Genomic DNA, 17062 nt, shown 5'->3' on the forward strand with positions numbered 1-17062 from the left:
TGCATCTCCAAATCTTACCCACCTTTTCGATGTTGCATGATTTCGGAGAAAAACTCCGGCTTATTAAGCCCCATGGCGGCAAAAATTTGTGGCACTCTATCCCAAGAACCTTCTTGCTCAATGCTCGCTACAATTAAATCAAAGCCTGCTTTTTTATCAGCCCCAATTCCCCAGCCATTAATAAAGCTCAAACCTTTCAATCTCTTAGCTTCAATATGGCCTAAATTCACTGCCGCCGATAAATAGGCATGAGCTTCCTCATAAAGTCGCTGGCAACTTTTGCTATTGGATTCGCTTTTGAAAACGCCTTCTATTTCCAGTTGCTCTCTGAATTTTGCCTCACCTAAAATTATTTTTCCTAATTGATAATTGGCCTCCGCATCATCAATGCTCGTTGCCGTTCTCAAGCACTCTTCATACATGATGCGTGCGTAAGGAAACTTCTTGCTGCATTTCATCTTTTTGTAAATGTCAGCTAACTCAAAATAATAAGCAATTTCCTTTTTTAACACCTCATCACCAGGTTGGTTGTTTACCCGGTTTGATTGCATTGCTTTTATCTTTTTTACAATTCTTTTAATTTTCCATTGATTAAACATAAAAAGCTCCTGTCATCCTCGGCTAGGAAGTTGATTGAATAACATATTGCAACAAAAATATAAGCACCACGATAACGATCATTAATGCAAGAATTTTGCCCCCTAAGCTTGCGGACTCTTTAATTTGTTTTTGTAATTCACCTGGCTGCTTATCCTGTTCTTCTTCTGGATTAATTTCAGGACCATACATTTGATTATCAAAATAACGGGAAATATAATAAGAAATTATCCCCGTAATAAGGCAAGGTATAAAAAACATTAACCAAATAACAGTCTTACTTCCTGCAGAAGTATACTGATAATCATCTTGGTACTTTGCCATCAGATCTAAAATAAAATCTGGAATATTGTAACTCCATTCAAACAAAAAATAAGGCAAAATGTATAGACTAAAAAAGAACAAGCCCAAGCTTGTAGTCAGACAAATCATCCCAAAAATAAATAGCTTATCGTGCCCACCAAAGCGATTTTGTTCCATAACCACCTTCTGATAGATAATTCTCCATTTAAATTATAAGATAGCAGATGCATATAAATATGTACACTTGCTGGAGATATTAACCAATTCATTTTAAAATGAATTAACCTCTATTCGCTCTAAAAGGTAAATGATGAAACGCCATGTTTTTATGCTCTCCGATGGGACGGGAATCACCGCTGAAACCCTAGGAAACAGCCTGATCAGTCAATTTGATAATATTTCATTCGAACGCCTGACAATCCCCTATATTGATTCGATGGAAAAAGCTGAAAAAGTAGTGCAGCAGATTAATAAAGTTAATGAGGACGACGGTAGTAAACCACTAGTATTTATGACCCTTGTTAACAGGGAAATACGTAGCCATTTTTTTAAAGAAGCCAAAGCCAGTGTTTTTGACTTATTTAACACCTTTATTGCTCCTCTTGAAAATGAATTGAATGAGAAGTCATCCTATACGGTAGGCCGAACACATGGTGTAGTTGACAATCAATTGTACCTTCATCGCTTGGAAGCGATAGATTTCGCTCTGTCTCATGATGATGGCGTTAAAACACGGGGCTATGAAAAGGCTGATATTATCCTTATTGGGGTTTCTCGCTGTGGTAAAACGCCAAGTTGCTTGTATATGGCATTGCAATATGGGATTTTGGCAGCGAACTACCCGTTTACTGAAGAAGAAATGATCGGCTTTAAATTGCCTGAAATATTAAGGCCTTATAAGCATAAACTCTTCGGTTTAACCATTGATGTGCCACGCCTGCAACAAATCCGTTCTGAGCGCAGACCTCATAGCAAATATGCCTCTACTGATCAATGCCGTTTGGAAGTCGCTGAAGTTGAAGCGATGTATCAGAAAGAAAAAATACCCTACATTAATTCCACGAAGTACTCTATTGAAGAAATTTCTACCAAAATACTCGCCGCTGCGGGTTTACAACGAAAAATTTAAGTACTTAACGTAGCCTGGATAGAGGGCAGCGCAATCCGGGATCTATGGCTCCAATAACCAAGCCTCGATCCCGTATTACGCTGCGCTATACTGGCTCTACATTTGTCGTCATTACAATGACGGCAGGGTTTAAATTGAGGCCTATATGGCCCCATACCCCATAATCATGTCTACCTACAACGTCCACATTGCCATAAAATCTTCAACCTTCATGGCAGCTAAAGAGTTGGTATCACTCATTGCCTTCGTGATCTTTTCTACACGATCGGCAGAAAACTGAGTACTCAAGTTCTTCTTGAATTTAGACAATAGAACAGGAATGCCTTCTTCACGTCGACGCTTGTGACCAATCGGATATTCAACCGTGATCAATTCACTCTCAGTGCCATCTTTAAACACTAATTTGATGCTATTAGCAATCGAACGCTTCTCAGGATCATGATACTCACGTGAAAAACGCTCATTTTCAGTCACATGCATCTTTGCGCGTAACGCATCAATGCGAGGATCTGCGGCAACATCATCTTCATAATGCTCAGCGGTTAAATCACCAAATAATAGGCCAATAGCCACCATGTACTGTAAGCAATGATCCCGATCTGCTGGGTTATGAAGTGCGCCTTGCTTACTGATAATACGAATCGCTGATTCATGAGTAACGAGCTCAACCCGCGCAATATCATCAAATCGCTCTTTAACCATAGGATGTAATGCCACCGCACACTCAACTGCTGTTTGCGCATGGAACTCCGCTGGATAAGATAATTTAAACAGCACATTCTCCATCACATAGCTGCCATAAGAACGCTGGAATTTAAATGGTTTCTTACCAAATAGAACATCATAAAAGCCCCAGGTAGGTACACTTAGAGCGCTGGGGTAACCCATTTCGCCCTGCTTGGCAATTAACGCCAGGCGCACTGCGCGCGACGTAGCATCACCTGCAGCCCAAGATTTACGTGAACCCGCATTAGGAGCATGTCTGTAAGTTCTTAAACTTTGGCCATCCACAAAGACCTGAGACAAAGTTCTTAGCATCATGTCTCGGTCTGCTCCAAATAACAAAGCAGCAACTGCTGCACTGGCAACTTTTACTAAAATAACATGGTCCAAACCGACACGGTTAAAACTGTTTTCAAGGGCCAAACAACCTTGAATTTCATGGGCTTTAATCATCGCAGTAAGAACATCTTGCATTAAAATTGGAGCCTTACCTTGAGCACAATTTTGTCGACACATATAGTCAGCAACTGCAAGAATAGCACCCAGATTATCAGATGGATGTCCCCATTCTGCCGCCAGCCAAGTATCGTTAAAATCCAACCAACGAATCATCGTACCAATATTAAACGCCGCTTGAACAGGATCCAGTTCGTACGAGGTTCCTGGAACACGAGCCCCACCCGCTAAAGTAGCACCAGGAACAATTGGTCCCATTAACTTAGTGCATTCAGGAAAATTAAGTGCCAAGATACCACAGCCTAAAGTGTCCATTAAACACAAACGTGCTGTTTCGTAGGCTACAACACTATCAATTTTTTTACTTAACACATAATCAGCAATATCAATAATCACCTGATCGTAATCAGGCTTCACATTATCTTCTACATAACTGCTCATATTAACCTCTAGTATTAATTGCAGGGAATTCTCTAGGCTCAGGACCAGTGTATTTTGATGATGGGCGGATTAATTTATTATTCGCACGTTGTTCAAATACATGGGCAGCCCATCCAGTAATGCGGGACATCACAAAAATTGGCGTGAATAAGAAGGTCGGAATTCCACAGTAATGGTATGCAGAAGCACTGTAGAAATCGAGATTAGGGAATAATTTCTTCTCTTGCCACATCACTTCTTCGATGCGCTCAGAAACATGATACAAATCAAGCTGTTTCTTTCCTTCACCCAAACGGAATGACCACTTTTTAATAATATCAGAGCGTGGGTCACTGGTTGTATAAACTCGATGACCAAAGCCCATAACCAATTCTTTGTTTTCCAGCATTTTTTTCAAACCGGCCTCAGCCTCATCAGGAGTTTTAAAACGCTCGATAACTCCCATCGCTGCTTCATTCGCACCGCCATGTAAAGGCCCACGTAAAGTACCAATAGCGCTAACAATAGCTGAATAAAAATCAGAAAGTGTTGCGGCAGTCACACGAGCTGCAAAAGTTGAGGCATTAAACTCATGTTCCGCATATAAAATCAAGGAAACATTCATCATGTCGACCTCAAGCTGGCTTGGCTTACGACCATGCAATAAAGCAAGAAAATGCCCCCCGGTAGTAGGCTCTTCACTTAAGCCGGATATTTCTTTATTGTTAAAATGATAGTTATACCAATAACAGATCATGCCGGGGAATAATGCGAAAAGACGATCTGCAATTTGATGCTCCTCAGAAAAATTATGTTCTGGTTCAATATTACCCAAGAAAGAGCAAGCTGTTCTTAATACATCCATCGGATGGGCATCTTTAGGGATCATTTTTAATATAGTTTTTAGTGCATCAGGCAAAGTACGCAAGCCTACAATTTTCTTCGTATAGGCATCCAACTCGCTCTGTGTTGGCAACGAACCATAGAGCAATAAATAAGCAACTTCCTCAAAAGTGGCATGCTCTGCTAAATCATGAATGGAATAACCTCTATAATTCAAACCATTTCCCAGCCCAACTGTAGCAATAGCTGATTCCCCAGCAATAATTCCGGCTAAACCGCCACTTTTAACACTCATTGTCTTCTTCCTCCATCAATTGGTCTAGTTTTTGTTCGTAAAGGTGATAACCAAGAACTCCATATAATTCTTCACGAGTTTGCATTTTACTCAGCATGGATTGTTGTGTGCCCTGCTGAATAATTGCTTGATAAGTAGTTAAAGCAGCTTGAGACATTGCTCTAAACGCGCTTAATGGATATAGAATTAAAGAAACACCCGCTCCGGCTAGCTCGTCACGAGTAAATAATGGGGTCTTCCCAAATTCTGTAATGTTCGCAAGGATTGGTACATGAACTGCGCTACTAAAGGTTTTATATTCATCCAAAGTAGTCATTGCCTCAGGGAAAATCATGTCTGCGCCTAATTCAACGCAAAGCTGCGCGCGCTCAATTGCAGCATTCATGCCTTCAACGGCATAAGAGTCTGTGCGTGCCATAATTACAAAATCAGGATCTTGACGTGCGTCCACTGCGGCCTTAATGCGGTCTCCCATCTCTTTCATGGAAACAATGGCTTTATTGGGTCGATGCCCGCATCGTTTTGCCAGGATCTGATCTTCAATATGAATTGCAGCGACACCTGTTTTTTCCATCAGCTTAATGGTTCGTGCAATATTAAATGCGTGCCCCCAGCCAGTATCAACATCAACAAGAAGTGGTAAAGGAGAAGCTTCCGTAATACGACGAGCATCTTCAAGTACTTCGGCTAAACCAGTCATTCCTAAATCAGGTATCCCATAAGAAGCATTCGCTACTCCAGCACCTGAAAGATAAATCGCCTGTGCACCTGATGATTGAGCCAACATTGCAGAATAGGCATTGATTGTGCCAAGCACTTGTAACGGCTTATTATCTTGTACAGCCTGCCTGAATGCTTTCCCCATAGAACGAGCCATTAACGATCACTCCTTGATTTTTAAGGATTATCATTATGCGCTCATCGTTGAAGAAATCAAGAGATGTGAACTGTTATCTCCCACTTGCAAAATATAAGCTTTCTGCACTATATTTATAGTTTGAGAATTACCCTATTTTTTATCTATATATGTTTGAGGATAACCAACAAGCGATGACTCACCACGTCAAGCTATCACGTAAACTAATCACTGCACGAAACGACAAGCAAGCTGCTTTTCTCGATTCTATTGATCGTAATGCCATCACGTTCGCTGTAGGCCCTGCTGGAACAGGTAAAACCTATCTTGCCGTATCTAAAGCCATTCAATGCTTTGAGAAAGGTGAGGTCCAACGACTTATTTTTGTAAGACCCGCGGTCGAGGCAGGCGAGAAACTTGGTTTTCTTCCTGGTGATTTAGTAGAAAAAGTACTGCCCTATTTAAGGCCAATTTACGATGCTTTATATGAAATGATTGGTTTTAAAGAAACTCAAAAACTCATTCAAAGCGACATCATTGAAGTATTACCATTAGCATTTATGCGTGGACGTACATTAAATGAATCGTTCATTATCCTTGATGAGGCTCAAAATACCACTGTGATGCAAATGAAAATGTTTTTAACACGTATGGGCTTTGGCTCTAAAACAGTGATTACTGGGGATATGACCCAGGTGGATTTGCCTCGAGGTATTGATTCGGGACTCGCCCATGCAGTAGGATTATTCAAAAAAATTCCAGAGATTAGCATTCATACTTTCACAAGCCGTGAAGTAGTAAGACATCCTCTGGTATCAAAAATTGTTGATTGCTATGATCGTGACTCAACAGGAAAAACTAAATAATTTATTATGACTTATTATATAGACATTCAAAATGCAACAGATGAACCTCTGGCAATGGATGAGGATCAAATAACGCGATTGGCCTCACTAGCATTGAGGGATCACAAAAAAGAAGCTGAACTAACAGTTCGCTTTGTTACTTCAGAAGAAATTACTCATTTAAACCATACGTATAGGAAAAAAGATAAGCCTACAAATGTTTTATCCTTTCCCAGTGATTTGCCTCCTGAAATCCAACTAGAATGCCCTCTTTTAGGCGATGTAATTATTTGCCCACAGGTATTACTTGCGGAATGTGAAGAGCTGAATAAAACGTTAGATGCTCATTGGAGCTTAATACTGATTCATGGAATACTGCACTTATTAGGCTATGATCATATTAAGGATGATGATGCAGCCGTAATGCAGGCAATTGAAATCAAATTGTTAGCAGAATTAGGTTATACTAATCCTTATGATGCAGAGGGTAATCAACTTGACTAAAGAGGAAGATGGAAGTTCGTGGTTTGCACGCTTAAAACATTTTTTACAAGGTGAACCACAAAATCAAGAAGAGCTAGTTAGTTTATTAAGAGATGCTCAAATTCGTTCCCTTATCAATTCAGAAACGTTAGCAATGATTGAGGGTGCTATTCTTTTCTCGAAAATGCGTGTTCGTGACATCATGTTGCCGAAAAACCAAATGGTTTGCTTTAAACAAAATGATGAATTCAGCGAGATTATCAAAACAGTGACCCAAACGGGGCATTCACGCTTTCCAGTAACTGACGAGAATGGAGAAGAAGTCATCGGCATATTGCATGCCAAAGACTTACTACGCAATCAAGCTGATAGCAGTAACTCCTTTGATTTACTTGATATTTGCAGACAAGTCACCTTTGTTCCTGAAAGCAGGCGTCTTGATAGTTTGCTTAGCGAGTTTCGCAGTAATAAAAATCATATGGCAATTGTTGTGGATGAATACGGGGAAGTTTCCGGATTTGTCACTATTGAAGATATAATAGAACAAATCATAGGTGATATTGAAGATGAGTTCGATATCGACGAAGATGCCTACATAAAAGCCCATGACAATGGGCATTACATTGTTAAAGCGCATACGCCAATTGACGAGTTTAATGAACAACTCCACACTAATTTTAGTAATGAAACCTATGATACAATCGGTGGAATTGTAATGAACAGTTTTGGTTACTTACCTACACGCGGAGAAACCATAACCATTGATTCTTTAGAATTTAAAATCATTAATGCAGATGCACGCCGAATTAAGCTTATAGAGTGCATTGAGAAACGCTCTTAAACCAAGGCATATCATGAATGGAAATATACTTGTAATCGATGATGATACGGAATTAACTGATTTGCTAGCCCAATACTTAGAGCCGGAAGGTTATCATGCTATTTGCGTACATGATGGTGAAAGTGGCGTGAAAAAAGCACTAAATCAACCTTTTGACGCCATTATTTTGGATGTAATGCTCCCGAAGTTAAACGGTTTTGAAGTATTAAAATCGATTCGTGAACATCTTGAAACCCCGGTGTTGATGTTAACCGCACGTGGCGATGACATTGATCGTATCGTAGGTTTGGAAATTGGAGCAGATGACTATTTGCCAAAGCCATGTAACCCACGTGAACTAGTTGCAAGATTACGCGCTATCTTAAGACGTACACAAAAAATACCTACTAGCAAACCCATAATTGAACATCATAATATTGTTGTCGATTGCTCTAAACGACACGTTACTATGGCTGGGCATTATCTTGAATTAACTAATGCAGAATTTAATATTCTCGAAATGTTAATTAAATCTCCTGGACAAGCTTTTTCTAAAGAAGAGCTGACTGAATATGCTCTGGGAAGAAAATACACGGCTTATGATCGCAGTATCGATGTGCACATCAGTAATTTAAGAAATAAGTTGGGTGATAATCCAGAAGGCGAACCTATTGTAAAAACAGTAAGAGGCTTTGGATATTTATTTAATGCGTAGTTTATACTGGAAAATTTTCGTTTCTTTCTGGTTAGCAACTATCCTTATCATTATCACCACAGCTTGGGTTATCAGTCATGTAGCCCAAAAGTCCTCTCTACCTGCTCAAGAACAGCTTTTTATGGATAGCTATGCAAATGCTGCAGTGGCTACTTTTGAATCCGGAGAACACGCCGCACTGCTAAAATGGCTGAATAAAATTGGGATTTCCCGGCATATGACCATGTTCCTAATTTCGAGTACAGGCGAAATTATCGGCACAGAGGCCCCCCCTGAGAATGTCAAAGAAGTTGCAGAAAATTTGCTTAAAGATCAATTAAGCGAAGGAATTTTAAAATCAGGAAAATTGATTGTTAGTCATGAAATCCTATCCACCTCAGGTAAATTCTATCGTTTGGCAGCAGTAAGTGAAAAGCCTCTATCTCATTTTGTAGGTATTCCCTGGGCAGGCCTTGCAATTCGTCTTATCTTGGCTACATTTATTAGTGGTCTAATTTGCTACTTACTTTCGCGTTACCTAACCCAACCTTTACGCTCATTAGGTATGGCAGCAAAGTCTATTGCCAAAGGTCAGCTAAATACGCGTGTTGGGCAGTTAAAAGGGCATCATAAAGACGAAATCGCAGAATTAAGTGACGAATTCGATCGCATGGCAGAACAGCTTGAAACCTTAGTTAACTCAAAAGAGCGCTTGTTACAGGATATTTCCCATGAATTAAGATCACCTCTTGCACGCCTGCAAATTGCAATCGAATTAGGACGAAATAAAACCAACCAACTTGCTGAAACTGAATTTAAACGTATGGAGCTTGAGTGCTCACGATTAAATGCGTTAATTACTGAAGTATTAGATTTTGCACGACTGGATAAATCTACTACTGAATTGCATCTGTCTCTGGTCGATATGCCTGCTTTACTACAAGGTGTTGTGCAAGATGCCAATTATGAATGTAATCACGAAACAAATCGCGTACGCGCAGAAACATTAGAACCTTGCCAGTTATTAGTTGATCCGCGCTTAATTCATCGCGCCATTGAGAATATCGTACGTAATGCCTTACATTACTCTCCTGACACAGAACAAATATGCGTATCGCTGCGCTATGATGAACGTAGAGAACATGTATACATTGACATTAGTGATAAAGGCCCCGGCGTTCCTGAGGAACAACTAGAAAAAATCTTTAATCCTTTTTATCGGGTCGATACCTCTCGTGAGAAAAAGACGGGCGGCTATGGTTTAGGTTTAGCTATTGCGTTTCGCGCCATTCAATTACACCAAGGCATTATTAGCGCTGAAAACAACCGCGATGGTGGTTTATTAGTGCGAATTATACTGAAGGTGCCAACCTAATCTGATTGTTTTTTCTTAATCATCGGCACCTCGTTGCAAGCTACCAAATCCTCTTTAATGCACTAAAAATACACATCGTCAAACCCCATGCTAGTCGCGCACGATTAGACTTTCCAGCTCTTATAAATACTGGATTTCCTTGTCCAATTAAGATACAATATGCAAGACATAGTGCAATCGGAACAACAACTATATGCCGAATACCAAATATTTAGAAAAATCGAGTGGCCCTCTTTTCTTTACCGGCTTTATAGCATCCAAACTTCAGTACGTGCCCTTTGCTGCGGCAGCTGCTGCCTTCCGATTTATTTCATTAGGCCTCTATCTTATTGCTTACAGTTTCTGGTTTGCTGCAAGCTACAACCAACCCGAGCATGAACGAGCGGATAAAGAATGGTACGGTTTTGCTCAAATTAAAGAACAATTTCTTTTTTCATCATTAACTGGGTTTATCGCGACCGTTGTTAGTGTTGCCGCTATTTTTGTACCAGCCCTCTTCCCACCAGCAGCCTGGCTGTTTGTTCTTGGTAATGCTTTTTGGACTATAGGGGAATACCATAAACTAAATAATCCACCCAAAGATCAAGATTTTTCTTATTCACAACAGGAAGCGTACACATCCTATGCGCTATCCACATCAATTATCAGTGTAATCAGCGCCATCTCAGCCACAATAATGTTTGTATTTCCCCCAATTACTATGCCTCTTTCTATCTTCACCATCCTTGTTTGCGCCGGTTTTGGGGTGTTAGCTTGTGAGTATTTATTAGACTATAATTTTGGCGATCATCCGACAACCTTTACCTCATCAGCTGATGCAATGGAAAAAGGCCTAGGCGCAGGCGTATCCCCCCAAAATGACCATACTCCTTCTCAAGAACCCGTACATACAAAACAAATCTTTCAAGATGCTTCTCCTGGGGCTCAAGAGAGTTTAAATCCAGTAGTAACCGAGAATACCATTCCAAATAATCTAGCCATACAATAACTTCTACTCTATAATCTAGCCTTTTCAATTTTGTTCAGGCAAGAAATAAATGGACCCAGTAATTGCGAAAATGATTTCCAAAGCCCACGATGTGCTTGCACATTCGTATGCGCCCTACTCTAAATTTACTGTTGCATGCTGTATTCGTACTGAAAATGATAATTTTTACACAGGTACCAATGTTGAAAACGGCTCCTACAGTTTAACTGTCTGTGCGGAAACATCTGCTATTTCAGCGATGGTTACAGCCGGAGAACAGCGTATTAAAAGTATGGTCGTACTTGCTGGGACAAATACATTATGTTCTCCTTGTGGTGCATGCCGACAAAGAATTCATGAGTTTTCAGCTCCTGATACGATGATACATCTTTGTACTAAAGACTCAATCATTCGTAGCATAACTGTTAAAGAACTCTTACCATTAGCTTTTGATTTTAACCCCTAATAGGATAATTTGTATGATGAACACTGCAGCAAAGCAGAGCTATCCCCATTTAGCAGCGGACTATATTAAAAATTTGCACCCATCGTTTAAACCAACCGTTGCTGTTGTTTTAGGCTCAGGTTTAGGCCAATTTGCTGATGAATTACAAGACTCCGTTCGTATTAGCTTTGACGATCTACCTGGCTTTCCTAAAATCACAGTGCAAGGCCATGGCGGAAATTTAATTTTGGGCTATTGGAATGGCGTGGGTGTTATTTGCTTGCAAGGCAGAGCTCATACTTATGAGGGTTTAGAAAATTATGAAACCGTAAAGACCTATGTCCGTACCTTAAAACTTTTAGGATGTAAGTATTTTATTGCAACGAATGCATCTGGTTCCTTAAGAGAAGATGTAGGGCCCGGTGAATTAATGCTGATTCACGATCACATTAATCTACAACCACACAATCCTTTAATTGGCCCAAATGATGAAGAATTTGGCCCCCGATTCTACCCACTCGATAATGCTTATGATAAAACCATGCGTAATGATTTACTTGCTATTGCGCAAAAGCAATCGATTAAGCTAGCACAAGGTGTTTATATCTCCGTATTAGGCCCACACTACGAAACTGCAGCCGAAATCAAAGCCTTTAAAATTTGGGGCGCTGATGCAGTAGGAATGTCTACAGTGCCTGAAGTATTAGTAGCGAATCATTGCGGTATGCAGGTAGCCGTTATTGCAACCATTACTAATTATGCTACAGGGTTAACGCAAACAGCCCATAGCCATGATGCGGTTGTTGAAATGGCTGCCAATGCCGCAAAACAGCTTAATAAACTGATCAAAGAATATATTGCAGGACTCAAGTGATTTTGGAATCTTCGTTAAATGAGGTTTTGGGATTATTGCTCAATGCCCAGCCCCAAACTGTAATTAGCGCGAAGCGGTTAATTCACGCTCTTGACCTCACCTTATTAGATGAGGAGGCCTCTAGTGCCTCCTTGTCTCAGCTGAAACACGATGCCTGCGAGAATCAGGTCGCGGCGGTGTGTGTGTACGGTAAACATCTCCCAAGCTTCCAACAACTTGGCGCAATTGAGCTAGCCACCGTAGTTAATTTCCCAGACGGCAACGAAGAACTTAATCAGGTTTTAGACTCAATTCATACAGCAATAGAACTTAATGCTACTGAAATAGACTACGTACTTCCCTATAGGTTTTACTTGGAAGGTAGAAAAGATGATGCATTAACTCAATGCCAAGCAGTTATTAATTTATGCAAGCAAGAAAATCGTACATTAAAAATAATATTGGAAACTGGTGCTTTTGCTAAGCTTCAGAATATTTATGAAGTAAGTAATCAGTTAATTGAGCTGGGTTGTAATTTTTTAAAAACATCCACAGGAAAAATTCCCCAAGGTGCTTCATTGCCCGCAGTATTTACGATGTTAACTGCGATAAAAGATTCAAGCTCACAATGCGGTATTAAAATATCTGGTGGGGTGAAAACACCAACCCAAGCGGCCAACTATGCAAAATTAGCAGAATTGGTATTGGGTAAACCGATTGATAAACGTTGGTTTCGCATTGGTGCAAGTAGTTTATTAGCAGAATTAAACGCTACATTAACAAAAGTGTAGATCAGGTCCATGACCTGGTATTTCATGCTCGGGGAATTGTTCGAGCATGAAGAATGATACACCCTATTGAACTTCAGAAAATTCCGGGCCATGAGTCCGACCTACTATATCCCGTCTTTTAATAGCAATAAGCAATTAAATTCGCTAGAATGCCCTAGCAATCAATGAGCAATTACTGGAGTTTATTTACCATGAAAAACAAATCCGTATTTAAATTCATTTTAGTGGCCTTTTTAGGACTGGCCTTAAGCAGTTGTAAAACAACACCACTAGGGGAATATGATGCCAATGAAGTAGGCAAAATTAAAAAAGTTATTCCCGGTACCGTTATCTCCAAACGTACGGTTAATTTACACCGACAAACTGCCGCAAAGAACTCATCCAGCGGTGACTTTGTTGATAATGGATACAATCAAACACGTGGGGTTGAATACGTTATTAAATTAAAATCTGGCGGTATTATTTCAGTTGTTCAATCTGAAGATCTCAACTTGAAAAATAAGCAAAAGATTTTGGTAATTTATGGCAAGCACACGCGTGTAGTTGCCGATAATGGTAGTGAAACATTTTAATTTCTATAACTGAGGTCCCAAAGACCTCAGAATTCTCGTTAGTAATCTAGTCCTAAAGCAAGCCAACAATTCGATAGACTTCACTGCGTTCGCAATGACGACAAGGGTTAAATGAAACGACTGTTCCCGTCATTGCGAGAAACGTAGTGACGAAGCAATCTATGTGTACGTGGCACAGAGCCCTAAATAGTCTCACTTCATCACCATGACGGCAGCATGTGAATGCTACATAAATTCCAACGACATTTGCTGATTATCTGAAAACTGGCTTAAGGTTTTTGTTAAAATAAAATTCTCATATTTCGACATCAACAATTCAGCGATTAATGTCGATTGTTTTCCCGCAATCGCTGCTTCCTTTATTGTCTTAGTAACAAAACGCATAAGCCGACTAAATAAGGCATCTAATTGCTCTGGCTTCGCAATCAGATAAGCTTCAATTTCACTAATATTATCTTTAATTGCATCAACGAAGATATCATGAGCATTTGTAGCTAGCGATGGAACAGAAGAGGCGAAATGCTTATTATCATTAATCATTCGTTGATTATGTTTATGAATAGACGCCATTCTATTGGGCGCAACTTCATGTTGAGGGTTCAATTTTAAAACGGTGCTATACAGTGAATAAGCAGTTATAGGCAGATTTTTAAATGGTAGCTCCCTGGTTTTATAATAAAAATCAGCAACAACTGATAATAAATTCGCTAAGAATCCAGCATTATTATAATTTTCAGCAATGTGATACATCGCATGCTTAAATGCTTTATGGTGCCCTTTAGGTGCGACTGGTGGAACTTGAGGGGCCATATCCTGAGGTGCAAAAAAACTATTCCCCGCCAACGCTAAAGTAGTTGGTCTAGTTGTTACCACATCGATATGTGGCCCAAGGCGTCCAGAATGAATAACCAACTCATCTGCAGTCTCAATTTGAATATTTATATCAAGCCGAGGTGAAGAATCAGCTACATCCACTGCTCTGAGAGAAGAGCCCTCTCCTGATTTAATATCAGTTGCTTTTCTATACTTTGACTTACTTTCAACTGTAACTTCAGAAAGTTCCGTGGAAGTGGCGGTAACGACCTCATCATCCTCATCCTCGATAATGCATGGGCGCTTTCTTTTTTTATTCTTCATAGGGATGATCACTTCATCCTCAACTACAACTGGCAACCGAGCCATTAATTTGCGAAGATCGATAAGTAACTCACTCTCTTCATCTAAGTCTATAGTCTTATTTATAAGGTCATTACACTTCTTGGCAAGTTTATGAGCATGCGGATTATTATTCTCAACAGCAACTAAAAGTTCATATCCTAGAAGTTCCAGTTTACGATGAGATGACAAATCTAAATCATGCAATGAATTATCTCTGATATAGTCTGCCATTCGCTTAAGAATCCGTTTGTTTTTTTCGCAATGAAAAGCTCGCTCTAAAACATTTAGATAGCCTAAGTGTAATTTGGTTTCAATCTCAACACCGGCTAACTTCTTATTATTTATGGCACGTGTTAACCAAGTTAAGGCAATTAGAAATTGTTTTTCCGTTGGCTTATTTTTCGTATTATTATCGAGCCAGTCGACTAAGCGATCACTAACTGCTTCTGCAGCCAAAGCAACCGCAGAATAAACAGTATCCATGCGCTCAGGAGTTGTCTGAGAACCTACATATCGTTGAATACTATCACTATTATAAACAACATTCAGCTCTTGAAGACTCGCGCTGATGTCCTTCCACAGTTCAAGCACTTCGGGATAATTTAACCTACCGGTAAGTGATGCTCTAAGCAGATCGGTAGCGCAAACAACAACATCGCAAAGAACATAAGCCAATGCATCGTTATAAACTCTGCTCGCAGTAAAACCTCGTTGTGCTGCGAGTTGCAACAGATGCTTAAGACCTCTTTTATAACAGGTTAATGCACCTGCAAAATCATGTTCATTATATTTGATATCCCCGTTGATCTGTTCTTGACTACCAAAATAATAGGTCATGATAAATAAATACTCAAAAAAAGAAGGCATCCTACCATATGGACTACTTCTGATCAATTAAGTATTTAACATAAAGTACTTACTTAGATATAACTGTAATATTACAAAACAATTGCTACTGCAAGCCACATGAGTGCACCATAATAAACACTGATGATAAATGCTCTAAAACACTGTTCACGCTCGCGTTTACTGATCAATTTTTGCTGATACAGCAAAACCATGGCCGCAGCAAACCAAAGAGCGTAAAAGCCGATGCTGCCTAGCTTGTTACTCAATGCCCAATAAAGCCATAAACCATGTACCAAGCATTGTAATAAACCAATAATAAAACGATCGTAACTAGCAAAATAAATTGCCGTAGATTTTACGCCGATGCGTAAATCGTCTTCCTTATCAGTCATCGCATACATCGTGTCATAAGCCACAATCCAAGCAAAGTTAAGTAAAAACAATAAAGTACATTCCGCATTTAAAGGCGCATGAGAGGCCACATAAGCCATGGGAATTCCCATCGAAAAGGCTAAGCCCAGAATGAACTGAGGCGCGCTTAAAAATCGTTTACAAAACGGATAAAGAATCGAAATGAATAAGGCAATTACCCCTAAATACCAACAATCCCAAGGTAAACAAAGCAATACAAGTAATGCAGCAAACAGTAAAATAAACAATACCCCCAGAGCCTCTTTTAGGCTGATTTCCCCCGAAGTTAACGGGCGAAATTTGGTTCGTGCTACATGTTTATCAATATTGCGATCCGCAATGTCATTAACCACGCAGCCTGCTGCACGCATTAATAATGTACCGCTTAAAAATAAAACAAATAATTTAAACGAGGGAATCCCTTTATTTGCTAGCCACAAGGCCCAGGCCGTAGGAAACCAAAGTAATAAAATTCCCACCGGCTTATCAAAGCGCATAAGGCGCCAGTATGCAGACCACTTCATGGAGTAATTTCTCCTAACTCAGGAAACATAATTTCTACTAAATAAAACGATTCTTTTTCCATGAATAAAAATTCGGCGATACGAACCCAAAGTACATCTCGAATCGTGGGAATATATTTTTTTACCCAATAAAACTCAACACATTGGTCATCTACAGGATAATGAATAGAGTTAATACGTCTTACCTCCTCCATATTAAAGATCAAATTCTTAACTGACTCTTTACGTAGGCGACCAAAGAATTCCGTATTTAAATCATAACAGCGCTTTGGAATAATCGTCCGTGCGTACCAGTAAGGGACATCATGGCTTTTCATGAGAATTTCACGTTGAAAAACAGAAGCATCACGCACATCAAGCAAGCTTTTAGACCAAAAGTCTGTTCTAACCCATTGCTGAGATAACAACTCAATTCGTGCATCGCCTTGCGTATCGCGTAATTTATCAGTTAATGATTGTTTATAATTCACCCACTCTAAAAATGTTCTAGAGCTCTCGGCTTTCAGTGAAAAAATAAGGCGTGTATTAATTGGCATGTAGTTCAGATCAGCGATAAAGTGATTCGCCACCATCTTACAAAATTAATGATTTAGCGACAAGTTATTGATTTCTCTTATTCACCCTCAAGTTGCAACTTATTATGATCCCTCAGG

The 17062-nt window shown here is 39.7% G+C and carries 19 protein-coding genes; 11 read left to right on the forward strand and 8 right to left on the reverse strand.

All coding sequences use genetic code 11. The features are described 5' to 3' along the window. Positions 1-14: 14 nt before the first annotated feature. Together J2N86_RS09060 and J2N86_RS09065 are read right to left on the reverse strand one after the other, a co-directional pair. Positions 15-599: a hypothetical protein gene (locus tag J2N86_RS09060; protein WP_252579074.1), complete on the reverse strand. Its 585-nt coding sequence runs from the start codon at positions 597-599 to the stop codon at positions 15-17. Positions 600-621: 22 nt separating this feature from the next. Next, complete coding sequence (locus J2N86_RS09065; RefSeq protein ID WP_252579075.1) at positions 622-1077, reverse strand: hypothetical protein; 456 nt, start codon at positions 1075-1077, stop codon at positions 622-624. Between the two features lie 133 nt (positions 1078-1210). Between J2N86_RS09065 and ppsR the strand changes: the two genes are divergently transcribed. Then, positions 1211-2029 carry a posphoenolpyruvate synthetase regulatory kinase/phosphorylase PpsR gene (gene ppsR / locus J2N86_RS09070; protein ID WP_252582433.1) on the forward strand — a complete coding sequence of 273 codons (819 nt, stop codon included), beginning with the start codon at positions 1211-1213 and terminating at the stop codon, positions 2027-2029. Positions 2030-2203: 174 nt separating this feature from the next. On the opposite strand, the gene J2N86_RS09075 is transcribed toward ppsR, so the two are convergent. From J2N86_RS09075 to prpB, 3 genes are read right to left on the reverse strand one after another with little or no spacing between them, the layout of a single operon-like run. Beyond that, on the reverse strand, positions 2204-3649 hold the full coding sequence (locus J2N86_RS09075; RefSeq protein WP_252579076.1) for a bifunctional 2-methylcitrate dehydratase/aconitate hydratase: 1446 nt from the start codon (positions 3647-3649) through the stop codon (positions 2204-2206). Between the two features lies 1 nt (position 3650). Continuing rightward, positions 3651-4766 (reverse strand): bifunctional 2-methylcitrate synthase/citrate synthase, encoded by a 1116-nt coding sequence (prpC, locus tag J2N86_RS09080; RefSeq protein ID WP_252579077.1) that lies wholly within the window; start codon positions 4764-4766, stop codon positions 3651-3653. Further along, positions 4756-5643, reverse strand: a complete 888-nt coding sequence (prpB, locus tag J2N86_RS09085) for a methylisocitrate lyase (RefSeq protein ID WP_252579078.1) — start codon at positions 5641-5643, stop codon at positions 4756-4758. Before prpB ends, prpC begins: the two co-directional genes overlap by 11 nt. Positions 5644-5792: 149 nt before the next feature. Between prpB and J2N86_RS09090 the strand changes: the two genes are divergently transcribed. From J2N86_RS09090 to J2N86_RS09135, 10 genes are all read left to right on the forward strand, one after another. Continuing rightward, positions 5793-6488: a PhoH family protein gene (locus J2N86_RS09090; protein WP_322790901.1), complete on the forward strand. Its 696-nt coding sequence runs from the start codon at positions 5793-5795 to the stop codon at positions 6486-6488. Positions 6489-6494: 6 nt separating this feature from the next. Continuing rightward, positions 6495-6971 carry an rRNA maturation RNase YbeY gene (gene ybeY / locus J2N86_RS09095; RefSeq protein WP_252579080.1) on the forward strand — a complete coding sequence of 159 codons (477 nt, stop codon included), beginning with the start codon at positions 6495-6497 and terminating at the stop codon, positions 6969-6971. Continuing rightward, complete coding sequence (locus tag J2N86_RS09100; RefSeq protein ID WP_252579081.1) at positions 6943-7791, forward strand: HlyC/CorC family transporter; 849 nt, start codon at positions 6943-6945, stop codon at positions 7789-7791. The genes ybeY and J2N86_RS09100 overlap by 29 nt, the downstream gene beginning before the upstream one ends. Before the next feature lie 13 nt (positions 7792-7804). Then, positions 7805-8485 (forward strand): two-component system response regulator CpxR, encoded by a 681-nt coding sequence (gene cpxR, locus J2N86_RS09105; RefSeq protein WP_252579082.1) that lies wholly within the window; start codon positions 7805-7807, stop codon positions 8483-8485. Then, a complete protein-coding gene (gene cpxA / locus J2N86_RS09110; protein WP_252579083.1) occupies positions 8478-9839 on the forward strand; it encodes a two-component system sensor histidine kinase CpxA in 1362 nt (453 codons plus the stop codon). Before cpxR ends, cpxA begins: the two co-directional genes overlap by 8 nt. Before the next feature lie 193 nt (positions 9840-10032). Further along, positions 10033-10827, forward strand: a complete 795-nt coding sequence (locus J2N86_RS09115; RefSeq protein ID WP_252579084.1) for a hypothetical protein — start codon at positions 10033-10035, stop codon at positions 10825-10827. Between the two features lie 49 nt (positions 10828-10876). Then, on the forward strand, positions 10877-11272 hold the full coding sequence (gene cdd, locus J2N86_RS09120; protein ID WP_252579085.1) for a cytidine deaminase: 396 nt from the start codon (positions 10877-10879) through the stop codon (positions 11270-11272). A gap of 13 nt (positions 11273-11285) precedes the next feature. Next, positions 11286-12125: a purine-nucleoside phosphorylase gene (locus J2N86_RS09125; protein WP_252579086.1), complete on the forward strand. Its 840-nt coding sequence runs from the start codon at positions 11286-11288 to the stop codon at positions 12123-12125. Then, positions 12122-12895, forward strand: coding sequence for a deoxyribose-phosphate aldolase (gene deoC / locus J2N86_RS09130; protein WP_252579087.1), 774 nt, complete (start codon positions 12122-12124; stop codon positions 12893-12895). Before J2N86_RS09125 ends, deoC begins: the two co-directional genes overlap by 4 nt. A gap of 191 nt (positions 12896-13086) precedes the next feature. After that, positions 13087-13467 (forward strand): metallophosphoesterase family protein, encoded by a 381-nt coding sequence (locus J2N86_RS09135; protein WP_252579088.1) that lies wholly within the window; start codon positions 13087-13089, stop codon positions 13465-13467. Positions 13468-13692: 225 nt separating this feature from the next. Here the strand turns inward: J2N86_RS09135 and J2N86_RS09140 are convergent, their stop codons facing one another. The 3 genes from J2N86_RS09140 to J2N86_RS09150 form a co-directional block, all read right to left on the reverse strand. Further along, a complete protein-coding gene (locus J2N86_RS09140) occupies positions 13693-15462 on the reverse strand; it encodes a hypothetical protein (protein WP_252579089.1) in 1770 nt (589 codons plus the stop codon). Positions 15463-15563: 101 nt separating this feature from the next. Further along, entirely contained in the window at positions 15564-16409 is an 846-nt protein-coding gene (gene ubiA, locus J2N86_RS09145; protein ID WP_252579090.1) for a 4-hydroxybenzoate octaprenyltransferase, read from the reverse strand. Then, positions 16406-16945 carry a chorismate--pyruvate lyase family protein gene (locus J2N86_RS09150; RefSeq protein WP_252579091.1) on the reverse strand — a complete coding sequence of 180 codons (540 nt, stop codon included), beginning with the start codon at positions 16943-16945 and terminating at the stop codon, positions 16406-16408. The genes ubiA and J2N86_RS09150 overlap by 4 nt, the downstream gene beginning before the upstream one ends. Positions 16946-17062: the final 117 nt, after the last annotated feature.

Source organism: Legionella lytica (assembly GCF_023921225.1).
GTDB lineage: Bacteria > Pseudomonadota > Gammaproteobacteria > Legionellales > Legionellaceae > Legionella > Legionella lytica.